This window comes from Streptococcus sp. VTCC 12905 (assembly GCF_049893385.1).
Taxonomy (GTDB): Bacteria; Bacillota; Bacilli; order Lactobacillales; family Streptococcaceae; genus Streptococcus; species Streptococcus suis_AA.
Map to the genome: position 1 here is coordinate 1 of NZ_JBMVJC010000025.1, position 15,551 is coordinate 15,551.

15 protein-coding genes are annotated in these 15,551 nt (G+C 38.8%); 10 read left to right on the forward strand and 5 right to left on the reverse strand.

Annotated elements, in window-relative coordinates:
• Positions 1-147, forward strand: a 147-nt coding sequence (locus ACPC58_RS08660) for a transposase domain-containing protein (protein ID WP_434065820.1), incomplete at its 5' end; no start/stop codon positions are given.
• Between the two features lie 207 nt (positions 148-354).
• Here the strand turns inward: ACPC58_RS08660 and ACPC58_RS08665 are convergent.
• The gene (locus ACPC58_RS08665) at positions 355-2,541 is read right to left on the reverse strand and encodes an LTA synthase family protein (protein WP_434065801.1); all 2,187 of its coding nucleotides are present in this window, start codon (positions 2,539-2,541) and stop codon (positions 355-357) included.
• A 127-nt stretch (positions 2,542-2,668) separates the two neighbouring features.
• Here ACPC58_RS08665 and ACPC58_RS08670 point away from each other — a divergent pair, with 127 nt between their 5' ends.
• From ACPC58_RS08670 to ACPC58_RS08710, 9 genes are all read left to right on the forward strand, one after another.
• Positions 2,669-3,832, forward strand: a complete 1,164-nt coding sequence (locus ACPC58_RS08670) for a class I SAM-dependent rRNA methyltransferase (protein WP_434065802.1) — start codon at positions 2,669-2,671, stop codon at positions 3,830-3,832.
• Entirely contained in the window at positions 3,829-4,503 is a 675-nt protein-coding gene (aroD, locus tag ACPC58_RS08675; RefSeq protein ID WP_434065803.1) for a type I 3-dehydroquinate dehydratase, read from the forward strand. Before ACPC58_RS08670 ends, aroD begins: the two co-directional genes overlap by 4 nt.
• 1 nt (position 4,504) lies before the next feature.
• Positions 4,505-5,671, forward strand: coding sequence for a chorismate synthase (gene aroC, locus ACPC58_RS08680; RefSeq protein WP_217374968.1), 1,167 nt, complete (start codon positions 4,505-4,507; stop codon positions 5,669-5,671).
• An 8-nt stretch (positions 5,672-5,679) separates the two neighbouring features.
• A complete protein-coding gene (locus tag ACPC58_RS08685; protein ID WP_217374969.1) occupies positions 5,680-6,783 on the forward strand; it encodes a prephenate dehydrogenase in 1,104 nt (367 codons plus the stop codon).
• A gap of 10 nt (positions 6,784-6,793) precedes the next feature.
• Entirely contained in the window at positions 6,794-7,135 is a 342-nt protein-coding gene (locus ACPC58_RS08690) for a YlbF/YmcA family competence regulator (RefSeq protein ID WP_434065804.1), read from the forward strand.
• A 437-nt stretch (positions 7,136-7,572) separates the two neighbouring features.
• Positions 7,573-8,550: an ABC transporter substrate-binding protein gene (locus ACPC58_RS08695; RefSeq protein ID WP_434065805.1), complete on the forward strand. Its 978-nt coding sequence runs from the start codon at positions 7,573-7,575 to the stop codon at positions 8,548-8,550.
• A gap of 12 nt (positions 8,551-8,562) precedes the next feature.
• A complete protein-coding gene (locus ACPC58_RS08700; RefSeq protein WP_217375154.1) occupies positions 8,563-9,540 on the forward strand; it encodes an ABC transporter substrate-binding protein in 978 nt (325 codons plus the stop codon).
• A 47-nt stretch (positions 9,541-9,587) separates the two neighbouring features.
• The gene (locus ACPC58_RS08705; RefSeq protein WP_434065806.1) at positions 9,588-10,481 is read left to right on the forward strand and encodes an ABC transporter permease; all 894 of its coding nucleotides are present in this window, start codon (positions 9,588-9,590) and stop codon (positions 10,479-10,481) included.
• Positions 10,482-10,490: 9 nt separating this feature from the next.
• Positions 10,491-11,291: an ABC transporter ATP-binding protein gene (locus ACPC58_RS08710; RefSeq protein WP_277843473.1), complete on the forward strand. Its 801-nt coding sequence runs from the start codon at positions 10,491-10,493 to the stop codon at positions 11,289-11,291.
• Positions 11,292-11,344: 53 nt separating this feature from the next.
• Here the strand turns inward: ACPC58_RS08710 and aroB are convergent, their stop codons facing one another.
• The 4 genes from aroB to ACPC58_RS08730 are packed head-to-tail and all read right to left on the reverse strand — an operon-like array spanning position 11,345 to position 15,411.
• Entirely contained in the window at positions 11,345-12,409 is a 1,065-nt protein-coding gene (aroB, locus tag ACPC58_RS08715) for a 3-dehydroquinate synthase (RefSeq protein ID WP_217374972.1), read from the reverse strand.
• 12 nt (positions 12,410-12,421) lie between these two features.
• Positions 12,422-13,291 carry a shikimate dehydrogenase gene (locus tag ACPC58_RS08720; protein WP_434065807.1) on the reverse strand — a complete coding sequence of 290 codons (870 nt, stop codon included), beginning with the start codon at positions 13,289-13,291 and terminating at the stop codon, positions 12,422-12,424.
• 47 nt (positions 13,292-13,338) lie between these two features.
• Positions 13,339-14,364, reverse strand: coding sequence for a 3-deoxy-7-phosphoheptulonate synthase (locus tag ACPC58_RS08725; RefSeq protein WP_274504922.1), 1,026 nt, complete (start codon positions 14,362-14,364; stop codon positions 13,339-13,341).
• A 9-nt stretch (positions 14,365-14,373) separates the two neighbouring features.
• Positions 14,374-15,411: a 3-deoxy-7-phosphoheptulonate synthase gene (locus ACPC58_RS08730; RefSeq protein WP_277836682.1), complete on the reverse strand. Its 1,038-nt coding sequence runs from the start codon at positions 15,409-15,411 to the stop codon at positions 14,374-14,376.
• Positions 15,412-15,551 lie beyond the last annotated feature (140 nt).

Below are 15,551 nucleotides of genomic sequence, written 5' to 3' on the forward strand. Positions count from 1 at the left end.
GAAACTGCTAAGCGACATGGACTTGACGCAGAGAAATATATGACTTATCTTCTAGAACACTTACCTAACGAGGAGACGCTCGCAAAAAAAGAGGTGCTAGAGGCTTATTTGCCATGGGACAAAAATATTAAGAGAGTATGTAAATAGAAAAAGGTTCCAGAGTCGACAGGACTTTGGATCCTTTTTCAATATACCTTGTTATTGGGCGGTTACATTAGTCTGTGAGAGTGATGCTGTTTGAAGCTATACTGCTTTTCATTTTATGAGTATGCGTGAGGTTGTCAAGGTAATGAGAAATTATTCTAGAAGTAAAAAAAGGACACTGACGTGTGATTGGTCAATGTCCTTTTTTTATTATTCACTAGAGCTAGTCTTTGTTGATGAACTTGTGGAAGTAGTAGTGCTTGAGCTCGAGGAATCACTGGATGATGAACTACTGTGTAATTCCAGATAACTTGGAGCTTTAAAGAGGTCAACAGTTGATTGATTATTGTTTTTGCTATATAAGCTTGTTGATTTGATTCCAAGTTCTTTTTCTAAAGCTAATAAAGTTGCGAGTGAATCTATGTAATTGTATTGACTTGCGTCTAAGGCTGTTAAACCATTGTCATAGAATCGGATAAGATCCCCAGTCTGAATGGCGTCACTAGCAGATAATTGCGCCGCAGCAGAGGCTTTTATATCATCAATTTCTTTTTGAGTAACTTCATCTGGATTGGTTATTTCAACTCCAGTTTCAGTATAGTATATTTTTCCGCCATAACTGGTATATTTTGGTGTGATAAAGTTTCCTGCGGTTCTGAGAGCAACGACTTGACTGTGTTCGCTAGAGAGCATATCTTGTCCAACTTGAAGATAATTGTTTGCTTCAATTCCTAAGAGGTGTTCGAGAGTCGGTAAGGCATCTATTTCACCACCAAAAGTATCGATAATTCCACCATTTGTCATTCCAGGTACTACAATCATATATGGAACTCGTTGCATCATTGCATTGTCAAAATCTGACCAAGTTTGAGAATCTTTTCCGATTAATGGAGCTAAGTCCGGGTTGCGAGAATTTGAAATCCCATAGTGGTCGCCATATAGAACAATGATTGAATTTTCATACAAACCAGTAGCTTTCAAATAGTCAAAGAATGCCTTGATTGAGTCATCTAAATAGTTAGCTGTAGCAAAGTACCCGTTGATAGTTTCATCAGGTGTATCTGCCAAAGGGAAGCCAACTTCATCGCCAATTAGACTGGAAGTGTAGGGATAGTGGTTTGACACCGTGATGAATTTTGCGTAGAAAGGTTGTTGCAAATGTTCGAGATACTGAATCGAGTCTGCGAACATGATTTTATCATTCAAACCATACTGGAATGAGTTTTCAGCAGTCGCCTCAGAGAAATAGGACTGGTCAAAGAAGTAATTGTAGCCCCATTGTTTATAGGTATTATTTCGGTTCCAGAAGCTGGCTGAGTTACCGTGGAAAACAGCGGAAGTATAGCCTCCATTCTGAGAAAGGATATAAGGCGCAGCCTGCTGTGTATTGCTTCCTCCATATTGAACCATGAATGAGCCTTGATTGAGACCAAAAAGAGATGTCTCAATCATAGTTTCAGCATCAGAAGTCTTTCCTGCTTTAACTTGATTAAAGAAATTTGAAAAGGCCAAAGTAGACTGTGAATGGTAGAGAGAGTTGAGAAATGGTGTTACTTCATATTCAACGCCATCAACGTTCAGTTTATAATCAATTACAAATTGTTGTAAACTTTCTAAGTGTAGATAAATGACATTCCGTCCTTTTGCGATTCCAAAATAGTCACTATTGGGTGAGGCGTAATGTTCTTGAATGTACTCTTCTACAGGAACAAGGTCCTCTGCTGTTGCATCAGAACGATCCTTTTCCGTAGTGTAAGTCTGATGTGCATTATAAGTAAAGAATGCAGGTAAACCTAAAGCCCGTACGATATACGTATTTGAAAATCCACGAGTTAGTAATTCTGGGCGATCAATCTCAGCAGTAAAAAGGTTTACTGAAAATAATAAAATTGCTAAAGAAGAGACTGCAAAACTAGCTCTTTTTGAGAAAGGTTTAGGGTTTAGTTTGTATGGTTTTTTTCTTAATACTATTGCAATGATAATAAAATCCGCAAAATAGACTAAATCCCATAAGTTGAATAACTCGAGTGCTGTCTCACCAAGACCAGTGGAAACACTCGAAGTTGCCAACATTGTAGAAACTGAAATGTAATCAGCAAATTCTCTATAATAGACGACATTTGAGAAAAGCCATAGGAACAAAACAAGATAGATGGTTATGGCAATTCCATAAAATAGCTTAGTATTTTTTATATAAAGTGCTAGTCCGAGTAAAAGTAATGCTAGTGGAATTGGATTAAAAATAGCAATTAAATATTGCAATAAACCAGATAAATCCAAATGAAAATCAACAAAATAGGCCCAAAGGGATTTTGTCCAATAACTTAATAATAGTAAAACTATGAATCCAATACGAGTCTGATAGTTCTTTTTTATGATGTCAATTAGTTTTTTCACAATTAGTAGTCTCCACATCCCTTTCTAAAATCTTTGTACATTATATCATATCATATTTTATAAAATAAACTGCAATAATACGAGTTTTTTTGGCATATAGTTTAATTCATGATATAATAGAAAATGTATGAAAATAATAGTTAGTACCATTGTAGAAAAAAAGATTAATAAAGGAATCAGCCTTTTAGACAGTTCAGATTTCAAGGAAAACCAAAACCTACCTGATGGTCAAGTGTCCTTGTTTTCTAAGAGTAGAAGATATTTAGGCGAGGCTTACTTGTCTCCACAAAATAAGGGAATTGGTTGGCTTTTTAGTCGTAATAAAATAGCATTGTCTGTAGATTTTTTTACTAATCTCTTTAAAAAGGCAAAAACAGTACGCCAGCCGTTCTACCATTCAAATTTGACAACAGCTTTTCGCTTATTTAATCAAGATGGTGACGGTTTTGGTGGATTGACAATTGATTTATATGGAGATTACGCTGTTTTTTCTTGGTATAATACTTTTGTCTATTCCATTAGGCAGTTAGTTATTGAGGCCTTTCAAATTGTATTTCCTGAGGTAGTTGGAGCTTACGAGAAAATTCGTTTTCAATCAGAATTAAGAGATTCTAATTTCCTGTATGGAGATCAGGCCCCGGATACATTCACTGTTAACGAAAATGGTGTTGCTTATCAGGTATTTTTAAATGACGGATTGATGACTGGAATTTTCTTGGATCAACATGATGTTAGAGCTTCACTGGTTGATGGACTTGCTAGCGGTAAAAAAGTGCTAAATATGTTTTCATATACAGCTGCTTTTTCGGTTGCGGCAGCTATGGGTGGGGCGAGTGAGACTGTCTCAGTTGATTTGGCGAAACGATCACGTGATCTATCTAAAGCTCATTTTATGGCAAATGGTTTACCTCTTGATCACCATCAATTCGTTGTAATGGATGTTTTTGAATATTTTAATTATGCAAAGAGAAAGGGATTGAAGTTTGATATGATCATTCTGGATCCACCTAGCTTTGCTCGAAATAAAAAGCATACATTCACAGTGTCGAAAGATTATTACAAACTGATTGAACAATCACTTGAAATCTTACATTCAGATGGCATGATTATTGCCTCAACCAATGCTGCAAACATTTCGATAGACAAGTTTAAACAGCAAGTTCAGAAGGGACTTGGAAAAGTTAAGTATCGCTTTTTACAAACTTATCGCTTGCCAAACGATTTTACAGTTAATAAAAATGATGAAAGTAGTAATTACCTTAAGGTCTTTACGATACAGGTGCAAAAATGAAAATTGTTGTTCCAATAATGCCTAAAAATTTAGAAGAAATAGAAGCAATTGATAGAGAACGATTATCTGAAGCTGACATTGTTGAATGGAGAGCTGATTTTCTTCCAAAAGCTGAGATATTGAAAGTTGCACCTGCCGTTTTTGAATTATATAATGGTAAAGAGGTATTATTTACGCTTCGAACCACACGTGAGGGTGGACACCTAGATTTAGAAGATCAAGAATATGTCAATCTAATTAAGGAAGTTGCAGCAATTTACCAACCAGACTATATTGATTTTGAGTACTATTCTTATCAGTCTGTATTTGATCAGATGTTGGATTTCCCTAACTTAGTTTTAAGTTACCACAATTTCAAGGAAACACCTTCCAATTATTTGGAAATCATTTCTGAGCTTACACGTTTATCTCCTGCGGTTGTGAAAATTGCTGTTATGGCAAACTCCGAGCAGGATGTACTTGATGTGATGAATTATACTCGTGGGTTTAAAACATTGAATTCTGAGCAAGAGTTTGCTACAATTTCAATGGGGGCATTAGGAAAATTATCTCGGATATCAGGATTTGTAACGGGTTCAAGTTGGACTTTTGCAAGTTTAGATGAAGCTTCTGCCCCTGGCCAGATCTCATTGGCAAATACACGAAAATTTTTAGATATATTGGAGAACTAGTATGAGGTATTTAACAGCAGGCGAGTCGCATGGCCCACGTTTAACAGCCATCATAGAGGGAGTTCCAGCAGGTCTTCCTTTAACAGCTGAAGATATTAATAAAGACTTGAAACGCCGTCAAGGTGGTTATGGTCGAGGAAGTCGTATGCAAATTGAAACGGACCGTGTGGAAATTACTGCTGGAGTTCGTCATGGTAAAACAACAGGTGCACCAATCACTCTTAATGTAACAAACAAGGATCATCAGAAGTGGTTGGATATTATGGCTGTTGAGGATATTGAAGAGAAACTCAAAAGCAAGCGTCGCATAAAACACCCACGTCCAGGACATGCCGATTTGGTCGGTGGGATGAAATACCGTTTTAGTGATTTACGAAACTCTTTAGAGCGTTCAAGTGCCCGTGAAACCACAATGAGAGTGGCAGTTGGGGCTGTTGCAAAACGTATTTTGGAAGAACTTGATATTGAGATTGCAAATCATGTTGTTGTTTTTGGTGGGAAAGAAATTGATGTACCAGATGGATTAACTGTTGCTCAGATTCGTGACCGCGCGGCCGCATCAGAAGTTTCCATTGTCAATCAAGAGCGTGAAGAGGAAATCAAGGCTTACATTGACCAAGTGAAACGTGATGGTGATACGATTGGTGGAGTCGTTGAAACAATCGTTGGCGGTGTTCCAGCTGGTTTGGGTTCCTATGTACAATGGGACCGGAAACTAGATGCAAAACTAGCACAGGCTGTTGTGTCAATTAATGCCTTTAAAGGTGCCGAATTTGGTCTTGGTTTTAAAACTGGCTATCTCCAAGGTAGTCAAGTAATGGACGAAATACTTTGGACAGAAGAGGATGGCTATACTCGACGGACAAACCATTTGGGTGGTTTTGAAGGTGGTATGACAAACGGTCAACCATTAATTATCAGAGGGGTGATGAAACCAATTCCAACCCTTTACAAACCGCTTATGTCAGTCGATATTGATACTCACGAGCCTTATAAAGCTACTGTAGAGCGCTCGGATCCAACAGCTCTACCTGCTGCGGGTGTTGTGATGGAATCTGTTGTTGCAACGGTTATTGCAAATGAAATGTTGGAAAAATTCTCTTCAGATAATTTAGAGGAATTAAAAGCTGCTGTTGCTAGCCACCGTGACTATGTTAAGAATTTCTAGGTGATAAGATGACTAAGACAGTATATATTGCCGGTCTCGGTCTAATCGGTGGCTCTCTAGCACTCGGTATACGAAAACACCATCCAGATTACACCATACTTGGTTATAATCGAGGAGAAAAATCTCGTCATATAGCTTTACAAAGAAATATGGTAGATGAGGCGACTGATGATTTCTTACTATTTGCGGGTCGTGCAGATGTTATCATTTTATGCGTTCCAATTCAGCAAACCATTGAGTTTATCAAACAGTTAGGACAAATCGATTTAAAACCAAACGTATTGGTGACAGATGCTGGTTCCACAAAAACAGAGATTATTCAAGCTGCGGAGGCTTATCTCTCAGAAAAAAGAATAAACTTTATCGGAAGTCATCCAATGGCTGGTAGTCATAAATCTGGTGCGGAAGCTGGAGATGTTTTATTATTTGAAAATGCATATTACATTATGACACCTTGTTCATTGACCCAGGCAGATGCAGTTCCTAGACTAACTGACCTCCTTTCGGGAACTGGTGCGCGATTCGTACAGATTGATGCCCGGGAACATGATCTTGTAACGAGTCAAATATCGCATTTTCCCCATGTGCTAGCTTCAACCCTGATGAATCAGGCGGGTGATTATGCCTTAGAACACCCCTTTACAAATAACTTTGCAGCAGGTGGATTTCGAGATATGACTCGAATTGCAGAGAGTGAACCAGGTATGTGGACGAGTATCTTGATGACAAATGCAGAGCCAATTATTGAACGTATAGAAGATTTTAAAGATCGCCTAACTTATATTAGTCAACTTTTAATAGAAAAACGACAGGATGATATTTGGGACTTTTTTGCTAGAGGTAGTCAGACACGTAAAGAGATGGAAATCCATAAGCGTGGTGGTGTTGATTCATTTTTCGATATATTTATCAATGTGCCTGACGAAGAGGACTCTGTTCTAAAAGTTTTAGAGGTCCTGAGAGGAATCTCTATCGTAAATATTCGTATTAACGAAGAGAACCGTGAAGACACATATGGTATTTTACAGATCACATTTAAAAATAAGGAACATTTAGATGAAGCTGCAAAACGTTTAACTGCGCAGACTTCTTATCAAATATACTTAAATTAGGAGGTTGTTTATGACCACAAATATCTATGATATTGCCAATCAATTGGAGCGCGCTATTCGCAATCTACCGGAATATAAGGCAGTAGAAACAGTGAAAGTTTCTGTTGAAGCGAATGCAGAAGCTAAAAGTACCCTAGATGACTATATTTCTTTCCAAAAAGGTATTCAGGAAAAATTGCAAGCAGGTGAAATTCCAACTGAAGCTGACCAAAAGAAAATGGTTGATTTCAATAAAAAGGTTCAAGCCAATCCATTGTTGACAGAGTATTTTACGAAGCAACAACAATTAGGAACCTATGTGGCAGATTTGGAACGGATTATCTTTAAACCATTAAATGAATTGCTTCAATAAACGGCTCAAGTAGTCGTTTATTTTTAGAATTTCATCAATTGTATGAATTTTATTGAAAAATCTGAAAATTTACGCAATTATCTATTGACAAATGATTTTAAAACAGTTATCATAGTTACAAATCAAAAAATGAAAGGAAAACAGATATGCCACGTATGTGTCGAAAACAAACAGTTACTCGTACATATTTCTACAGCTATTTTAGATAGTGTTTGTAGACATGGAAGACATGGATGCAAACACGGGAACGTAAAGTTTGTATCTATGTGGCTGTAGTCATTTTGACATGTGCCTCATAGATGAATACATCTAAATGGCGCGAGTTGTTCAGTCTGTTTTTACTATACAGTTGAAGCATTGGGGTCGTTTAGAATGTCATCTTCTAGACGGTCCCTTTCTTTTTGGCTTAACTACTTATACATTTAAAGGAGATTGAAGTGTTTAGATTTAAAAAAATTATTTTTAGCTCGGTTGTTGCACTATCAGCGCTAACATTGGCAGCATGTAGTTCTAATAGTGAAGATTCTGGATCAGTTCGGGTTGGTATTATCCAATATGCAGAACATGAGGCATTAACGTCAGCTCGTGAAGGATTTATAGAAGCATTGGAAGATGCGGGATACAAGGAAGGCGAGAATCTGACAATTGATTTACAAAATTCCCAAGGAGATCAAGCCAATTTACAAACAATGGTAGGACAGCTTGCAGGGAAAAATGATTTGAACTTTGCAATTGCAACACCTGCTGCCCAAGCATTGTTAAATGCGGATGGTGAGACACCAAGTGTGTTTACAGCTGTAACGGATCCAGTTGAAGCAGGACTGGTTGAAAGTTTGGATGCACCCGGCGGTTCTATGACAGGATCTACTGATGCAACAGATGTAGAAGGGCAGATTGACATGTTACTTAAAGTGGTTCCTTCAGCTAAAACGGTTGGTATCTTCTACAATTCAAGTGAAGTTAATTCTGAGGTGCAAGCTGACCAAGCTAAACAAGCCCTTGAAGCGAAAGGAGTCAAAGTAGAGGTAGCAACTGTTACTTCAACAAATGACGTTCAACAAACAATGACCTCTCTGGCTGCTAAGGTCGATGCTATCTATCTCCCGACAGATAATACAGTTGCTTCAACTGCTTCAACGATTGGTGAAATTTTACAAGAAGCAAAGGTTCCAGCAATGGGAAGTGATGCCGCAGTTATTGATGCTACTCTATTTACTTATGGAGTTGACTATCATGCAATTGGTGTACAGGCTGGCGAACTAGCTGTGAAAATCTTGAAAGGTGATAAGCCAGCTGACTTGCCAGTTGAAAAACCAAATACAGCTGCTGTTACTGTGAATGAAGAAATGGCGACAGCTCTCGGTTTTGATGCTGAAACCATTAAAGCATTGGAAAAATACAAGTTGGAAAGATAGGAGTATCATATGATGAAAACTAAATTCATGAAAAAAATAGCTGCGATTTCCCTGGTTAGTGTAGGAATTTTGACGCTTGTAGCTTGCTCTTCCGCAAGTTCAGACAAATCTTCTTCTGAAACAGTTAAAGTTGGGATTCTACAATATATGGAACATGAATCCTTGACTGCAGCGCGTGAAGGGTTTGTCGCAGAGTTAGAGGCGAACGGCTACAAAGAAGGAGAAAAATTAGTCTTAGATTATCAGAATGCACAAGGTGATCAAGCAAACCTACAAACTATATCAGAACAATTAATCGATGGAAATGATATTGTGTTAGCTATTGCAACACCTGCTGCACAAAGTTTGGCAACCGTATCAACTGAAACTCCCATCCTATTCACTGCCGTTACGGATCCATTATCAGCGGATTTGGTAGAATCTATTGAAAAACCAGGGGGACTCTTGACAGGAACTTCCGACCAAGCTCCAATTGATAAACAAGTTGAATTGCTAGGACAGGCAGTTCCAGATGCGAAAACAGTTGGTATCCTATATACCACTAGCGAGCGGAACTCTGAGGTTCAAGTAGAACAAGCTAAACAATTATTTGAAAAAGCGGGCTATAAGGTGGTTGTAAAGGGAATCACTTCAACAAATGAAGTGCAAGATGCCACTACAAGCTTGATGAAGGATGTAGATGCTATTTTTGTTCCAACTGATAACACTATTGCCTCAACAATGACCATGATTGGTGAATTGTCTGTTGAGCATCAAATACCAGTTATCGGTGGTTCAACAGATATGGTGGATGAAGGTGGTTTACTAACTTATGGTACTAATTATGAGGCTCTAGGACGTCAAACCGCAAAAATGGCAATCAAAATTATTGAAGGTGCGGATGTTTCTGAAACCGCAGTGGAATACCCTGAAACAGTTAGTCTTCATGTAAATGAGGACATTGCCAAACAACTCGGAATTGATACTAGCAAACTTTCTGTATCTGAGTAAACGGTGCAAGAAGAGAGATTCTTCAATAACCTACAAAGGAGAAAATCGTGGATATTATTTTATCGAGTATTTCGCAAGGCTTGCTTTGGTCAGTCATGGCGATTGGTGTTTACTTGACTTTTCGTATTTTGGATATCGCAGATATGACAGCAGAGGGATCTTATCCCCTTGGAGCCGCTGTTTGTGCAACAGGAATTGTAAATGGTCTAAACCCTTTCCTTGCAACTTTTCTTGCAATGATAACTGGTATGGGAGCTGGATTAATTTCTGGCTTACTCCACACAAAGTTAAAAATTCCTGCTCTCTTGACAGGTATTGTCACCTTGACAGGTCTTTATTCGATTAACTTGAAAATATTAGGTAAGGCCAATGTGGCTTTGCTTAAGCAGGAGACCTTGGTCACTCAATTGCAGGATTTTGGTTTGACTAAAACGAATGCTGTACTGGTGATTGGTATCATCTTTGTTTTAGCAGTTGTCGGAGTGTTAACGCTTTTACTCAATACACAAATTGGTTTGGCTATTCGTTCAACAGGGGATAATATTCCAATGAGTGAAGCAAATGGCATTAACGTAGACAGAATGAAAATCTATGGCTATATGATGTCAAATGGGTTAATTGCTCTCTGTGGTGCCTTGTTGACCCAAAATAATGGTTATGCAGATCTTAACTCTGGTACGGGTACTATCGTTATCGGTTTGGCATCTGTCATTATTGCTGAAGTCATATTACGGAATCTCCGTTTGGGTTGGAGATTGCTGTCAGTTGTACTGGGTGCAGTCGTATACCGCTTGATTATTCTTGCGATTTTGGAAATACCTGGGATGGATGCGGACCTTGTTAAACTCTTCTCTGCAATTCTATTGGCAACTGTACTTTATGTACCTGAATTACAGAAGAAACTCAATATTCGTCGTCCCAAATTAAATGGACATGCTTAGGAGGAAATAATGACAACAATTTTATCAATAGAAAATATTCATAAAACCTTCGAAGCAGGGACTGTCAATGAAAATCATGTTCTTCGTGGGTTAAGCTTAGATGTGAAAGAAGGAGACTTTATCTCTATTATCGGTGGTAATGGTGCTGGTAAGTCAACATTTATGAACTCACTTGCTGGAGCACTAACGGTTGATTCGGGTGATATTTTACTTGAAGGGAAATCCATCAAGCATGTCTCAGCTGCAAAACGTTCTAAGGACATTAGCCGTGTTTTCCAAGATCCGAAGATGGGAACTGCTTCTCGCCTAACTATTGAAGAAAACATGGCCATTGCTTATCGTCGTGGATTATCACGTGGTCTCGGTTGGGGTGTAAAAGATAGTGAACGTGCTATTTTTAAGGAAGCATTGAAAGAGCTTGGTCTCGGATTGGAAAACCGTATGAAAGTTGATACTCAATTTCTTTCAGGTGGCCAACGTCAAGCTTTGACTTTGATGATGGCTTCACTTGTTAAGCCCAAGGTACTCTTGCTAGATGAACATACTGCTGCCCTAGATCCAAAAACCAGTGATATGGTAATGGAATTGACGAAGAAAATCGTTGAAGGACACCAATTAACGGCGTTGATGATTACGCACAATATGGAAAACGCTATTGTATATGGCAATCGATTAGTGATGTTGCATCGTGGTCAAATCGTTGTTGATGTTGAGGGTGAAGAGAAGAAGAACTTAACTGTTCAAGACTTGATGAATCTTTTCTACCAGAATAGTGGCGAAAAATTGACTGATGATGATATGATATTGTAAAAAAAAGGCTACTGAGTTTATTGCTTCAACTCAGTAGCCTTTTGTTATATGTTCTATTGCAAGAACTCTCTCATTTCTTCTAATGGAATGTGATGGATTGCAGCCTGTCCAAGCTGTGGCACGATAACAAGCTTAATAGTTTTTCCTCTTGCTTTCTTATCGTGAGTTAAGGCTGTATATAATTCCTCGCTATTCCATGGTTGATGTGCAGTTGGCAAACCAAACTTCTCACACATAGCGATAATTTTTTCAGTTATACCTGCTGGCATCAATCCTTTTTTCTCAGAAGCACGTGAGATTTGAACCATTCCGATAGCGACAGCTTCACCGTGCATGACTTGACCATAGCCAGCGGTAGCTTCAATCGCATGACCGATTGTGTGTCCAAAGTTTAGATATAAGCGGACTCCATTGTCCAACTCATCTTCGACTACAACCTTGCGTTTAACTTCGCAGGAGTGGTAGATGATATAGTCGGCATTCTCCAAAATACTTTCTACAGATCCATCTAATCGGTCAAGTGTATCCCAGAGTTCCACATCATCGATCAAGCCATATTTAACGACTTCGCCCATTCCTTCAATCAATTCACGTTTGCCAAGTGTTTTTAGGGTATTAGGGTCAATGAGGACGCCATCAGGTTGGTAGAAGCTACCGACCATATTCTTAGCGAATGGTGTATTCACGCCAGTTTTCCCACCAATTGAAGAATCAACTTGGGCAGTTAGACTCGTTGGAACCTGGAGAAAATGAATACCCCGCATATAAGTTGAAGCAACGTAGCCAGCTAAATCTCCAACCACACCACCACCAAGAGCTAAAATTCCATCACTCCGTGTCATCCCGTTTTTTACGAGAAATTCGTAGGCTTGATAAACAGTTTCAAGATTTTTTGATGCTTCACCTTCTGGAAATTCAAATACAATAGTGTCAAAACCAGCTTGTTCTAAACTAGCTTGAACCGTTTGAGTATACAGTCTACCAACCAGGTCATCTGTAATGATGGCAATTTTTTGAGGGTTCCAGAGTCCTTTGACCCAGGAACCAACCTGTGACAAGCTACCTCTTTCAATGAGGATGTCATATGGATTGTGGGGAAGGTTAACAGTTAGTTTCATACCCGTTCCTCTCTATTTGATATCGTATTTCTGTACTAATAGTTGCCAAATCAAATCTGTCGGCATTTCTTTTCCCGTCCAGAGTTCAAAGGCTTCCGCTGCTTGAAAGAGTAGCATACCCAGACCGTTGATGGTGGGATTTCCTTGTGAATTTGCCATTTTCAATAAAGGTGTTTCAAATGGTTGATATATCACATCCGCGACCAATAGTTCCTCTGGAAAACGAATGGTAGCTGGGAGTGGTAGGGAAGTGCCATCCATTCCCACACTGGTTCCATTGATGAGTAAGTCTGAATTGTTTATGTGTTCTGCGAGTAAGTGGCTATCATTGTTGGGGAGTACTTGTAGGGAAACTCCCGTAGATTGTGCAATAGTTTGGACTGTTACAACAGTCCTTTCCACACTTTGTGGGCGACAAAAAATGGTGATTTCCTTTGCGCCATCTATTGCAGCTTGGGCGATAATGGCAGTTGAAGCACCACCTCCACCTAAGATTGTCAGCCGTTTGTTTCTTACATGGAATGCTCTAAGAGTTTCCAAACTTTTAAAAAATCCGATGCCGTCTGTATTGTGACCAATAAGCAGGCCGTCTTGATGAAGAACAGTATTAACGGCACCAATCAAGCGAGCAGACTCTGTTAAATCATCTAGGTAGGGTATTACAGCCTGTTTATAAGGCATGGAAAGATTAATTCCAAACATGTTATATCGTTTGATATTTTCAAGTGTGACTGCTAGATCATCTTCTGCAATTTCCCATGCTAGGTAGACTCCATTTACACCCGTTTCCTCAAAAGCAAGATTGTGGATGAAGGGTGAAATGGAATGTTTTATTGGCTTTGCAACTACAGCTGCTAGGCGAGTATATCCATCAATATTCACAAAATGTCTCCAATTCTAATCAATCATGCTTTGCAATTATAAAATAATTATAGTGTCTGATGAATTTCACGGATGAGTGCTTCGGTTTTTTCCCATCCCAAGCAAGGATCAGTGATGGACTTGCCATAGACTTCGGGGCTATCTTGACGGCCGTCTTCTAAGTAGGATTCGATCATGAAACCACGGACGTATTTACGAATGGATTCGTTCCAATCACGATTAATAAGCGTTTGGCGAACGATGCGAATTTGCTCCAAGTAATTTTTACCAGAATTATCATGGTTAGTATCGATGACAATGAATGGATTTTCAAGACCAAATTGCTCATATTGCTTGATGGTTTTCAAAAGAATGTCATAGTAGTAGTTCGGTTCATAACCACCTTTTTCAGTATTGGCACCGCGAAGAATAGCGTGGGCAAGTGGATTACCGTCCGTATAAACTTCTGCATCTCGGTAGATAAAATTTTGTTTATTTTGTGTAGCATAGATACCATTGAACATGACAGTCAAATTACCTGAAGTCGGGTTTTTCATGCCTGTAGGCATATCGATTCCAGAAGCAACGAAACGGTGTTCTTGGTCTTCGACGGAGCGAGCTCCGATGGCATGATAAGATACCAAATCTTCTACCAAAGGATAATTTGCGGAATAGAGCATTTCGTCCGCCGTTGTCAAACCTGTCTCAGTAATAACACGGTAATGCAGATGACGTACAGCAGCAATACCATTAATTAAATCAGGTAGCTTAGAGGTATCTGGTTGATGCATCAAACCCTTGTATCCCTCACCATTTGTACGCGGTTTTGCAGTATAGACTCGCATAACGATAAAGATTTTATCTTTAACCTCTTCCTGGAGTTTTGACAAACGGTGTGCATAATCTAAAACAGCATCTTCATTATCAGAAGAGCAAGGTCCGATGACGAGGAGAAAACGTTGATCTTCACCCCTAATCACTCGTTTTAGTTCTTCATCACGCTGGTTTTTTGCTACTAAAAATTCGCCTTCAAGTTTTGAAAGTTCTTTAATTTGTTCTACATCAATACTAGTACTTTTTCTATGTATTCCCATCATTATTTCCTATCTGTTATATATTTCTTGGATTAATTCTTGTGTTTTTTCCCATCCTAAACATGGATCAGTGATTGATTTGCCATAAATGTCTGGATTGTCCTGACGACCGTCCTCAATATAGGATTCAATCATAAATCCACGTACATAGTTGCGGATGGACTCGTTCCAGTCTCGGTTGATCAAGGTTTGGCGTACGATTCGTATTTGTTCTAAATAGTTTTTACCAGAGTTATCATGGTTTGTATCAATCAAAATAAATGGATTTTTTAAGCCGAATTGTTGATAAATCTCAATCGTTTCCAAAAGGTTATCATAGTAGTAGTTCGGCAGGTATTTTCCATTTTCGTTCACTGCCCCGCGGAGAATAACATGGGCAAGTGGGTTACCAGAAGTTTCAACTTCCGTATTATTGAAAAGGAAGGACTGCTTTTTCTGAGCTGCAAAGATTCCATTAAACATAACTTTTAGGTTTCCAGATGTTGGATTTTTCAAGCCTGTTGGAACATCAATACCAGAAGCAACAAAGCGGTGTTGCTGGTTTTCAACAGAGCGAGCACCAATCGCAATATAGGAAACTAGATCATCTACAAGCGGGAGATTTTCAGGATACAGCATTTCGTCAGCAGTCGTTAAACCAGTTTCCGTAATCACACGATAGTGCAGGTTACGAACGGCTTTAATTCCATTAATAAGACTAGGGGCGGCATCTGTATCAGGCTGATGCATGAGTCCCTTGTAGCCATCCCCATTAGTACGTGGTTTGGCAGTATATACACGCATGACCATGAAGATTTTATCCTTGACTTCCTCTTGGAGTTTAGCCAAGCGATGCGCATAATCAAGAACAGCTTCCTCATTATCAGATGAACATGGACCGATGACCAATAATAGACGATCGTCTTCACCTTTGAGAATTGCTTCTAGCTCACGGTCTCGTGCTTGTTTTTTTGCAAGTGTTTCAGGTGCTAATTTAGAATGTTCTCGAACCTGTTCGATATTAATTTTTTCGCTGATTGGTGTAAACAATAGTTCTTCCTCTTTCATTAGTAGATTTCCTAATTATATCATTATTCTGACGATTTTTAAATATAGATTAGTGAATCTGCGGTAAATTTACAGCAAATTCAGAATATTTCCTTTCTAGATTATGAAAATCTGAGATACTGACCGATTTTGAATTGATT

Bases quoted from the DNA above. Each gene is read 5' to 3' on its own strand.
- ACPC58_RS08670 (WP_434065802.1), top strand. From the start codon at position 2,669: ATGAAAATAATAGTTAGTACCATTGTAGAAAAAAAGATTAATAAAGGA.
- aroD (WP_434065803.1), top strand. From the start codon at position 3,829: ATGAAAATTGTTGTTCCAATAATGCCTAAAAATTTAGAAGAAATAGAA.
- aroC (WP_217374968.1), top strand. From the start codon at position 4,505: ATGAGGTATTTAACAGCAGGCGAGTCGCATGGCCCACGTTTAACAGCC.
- ACPC58_RS08685 (WP_217374969.1), top strand. From the start codon at position 5,680: ATGACTAAGACAGTATATATTGCCGGTCTCGGTCTAATCGGTGGCTCT.
- ACPC58_RS08690 (WP_434065804.1), top strand. From the start codon at position 6,794: ATGACCACAAATATCTATGATATTGCCAATCAATTGGAGCGCGCTATT.
- ACPC58_RS08700 (WP_217375154.1), top strand. From the start codon at position 8,563: ATGAAAACTAAATTCATGAAAAAAATAGCTGCGATTTCCCTGGTTAGT.
- ACPC58_RS08710 (WP_277843473.1), top strand. From the start codon at position 10,491: ATGACAACAATTTTATCAATAGAAAATATTCATAAAACCTTCGAAGCA.
- aroB (WP_217374972.1), bottom strand. From the start codon at position 12,409: ATGAAACTAACTGTTAACCTTCCCCACAATCCATATGACATCCTCATT.
- ACPC58_RS08725 (WP_274504922.1), bottom strand. From the start codon at position 14,364: ATGGGAATACATAGAAAAAGTACTAGTATTGATGTAGAACAAATTAAA.
- ACPC58_RS08730 (WP_277836682.1), bottom strand. From the start codon at position 15,411: ATGAAAGAGGAAGAACTATTGTTTACACCAATCAGCGAAAAAATTAAT.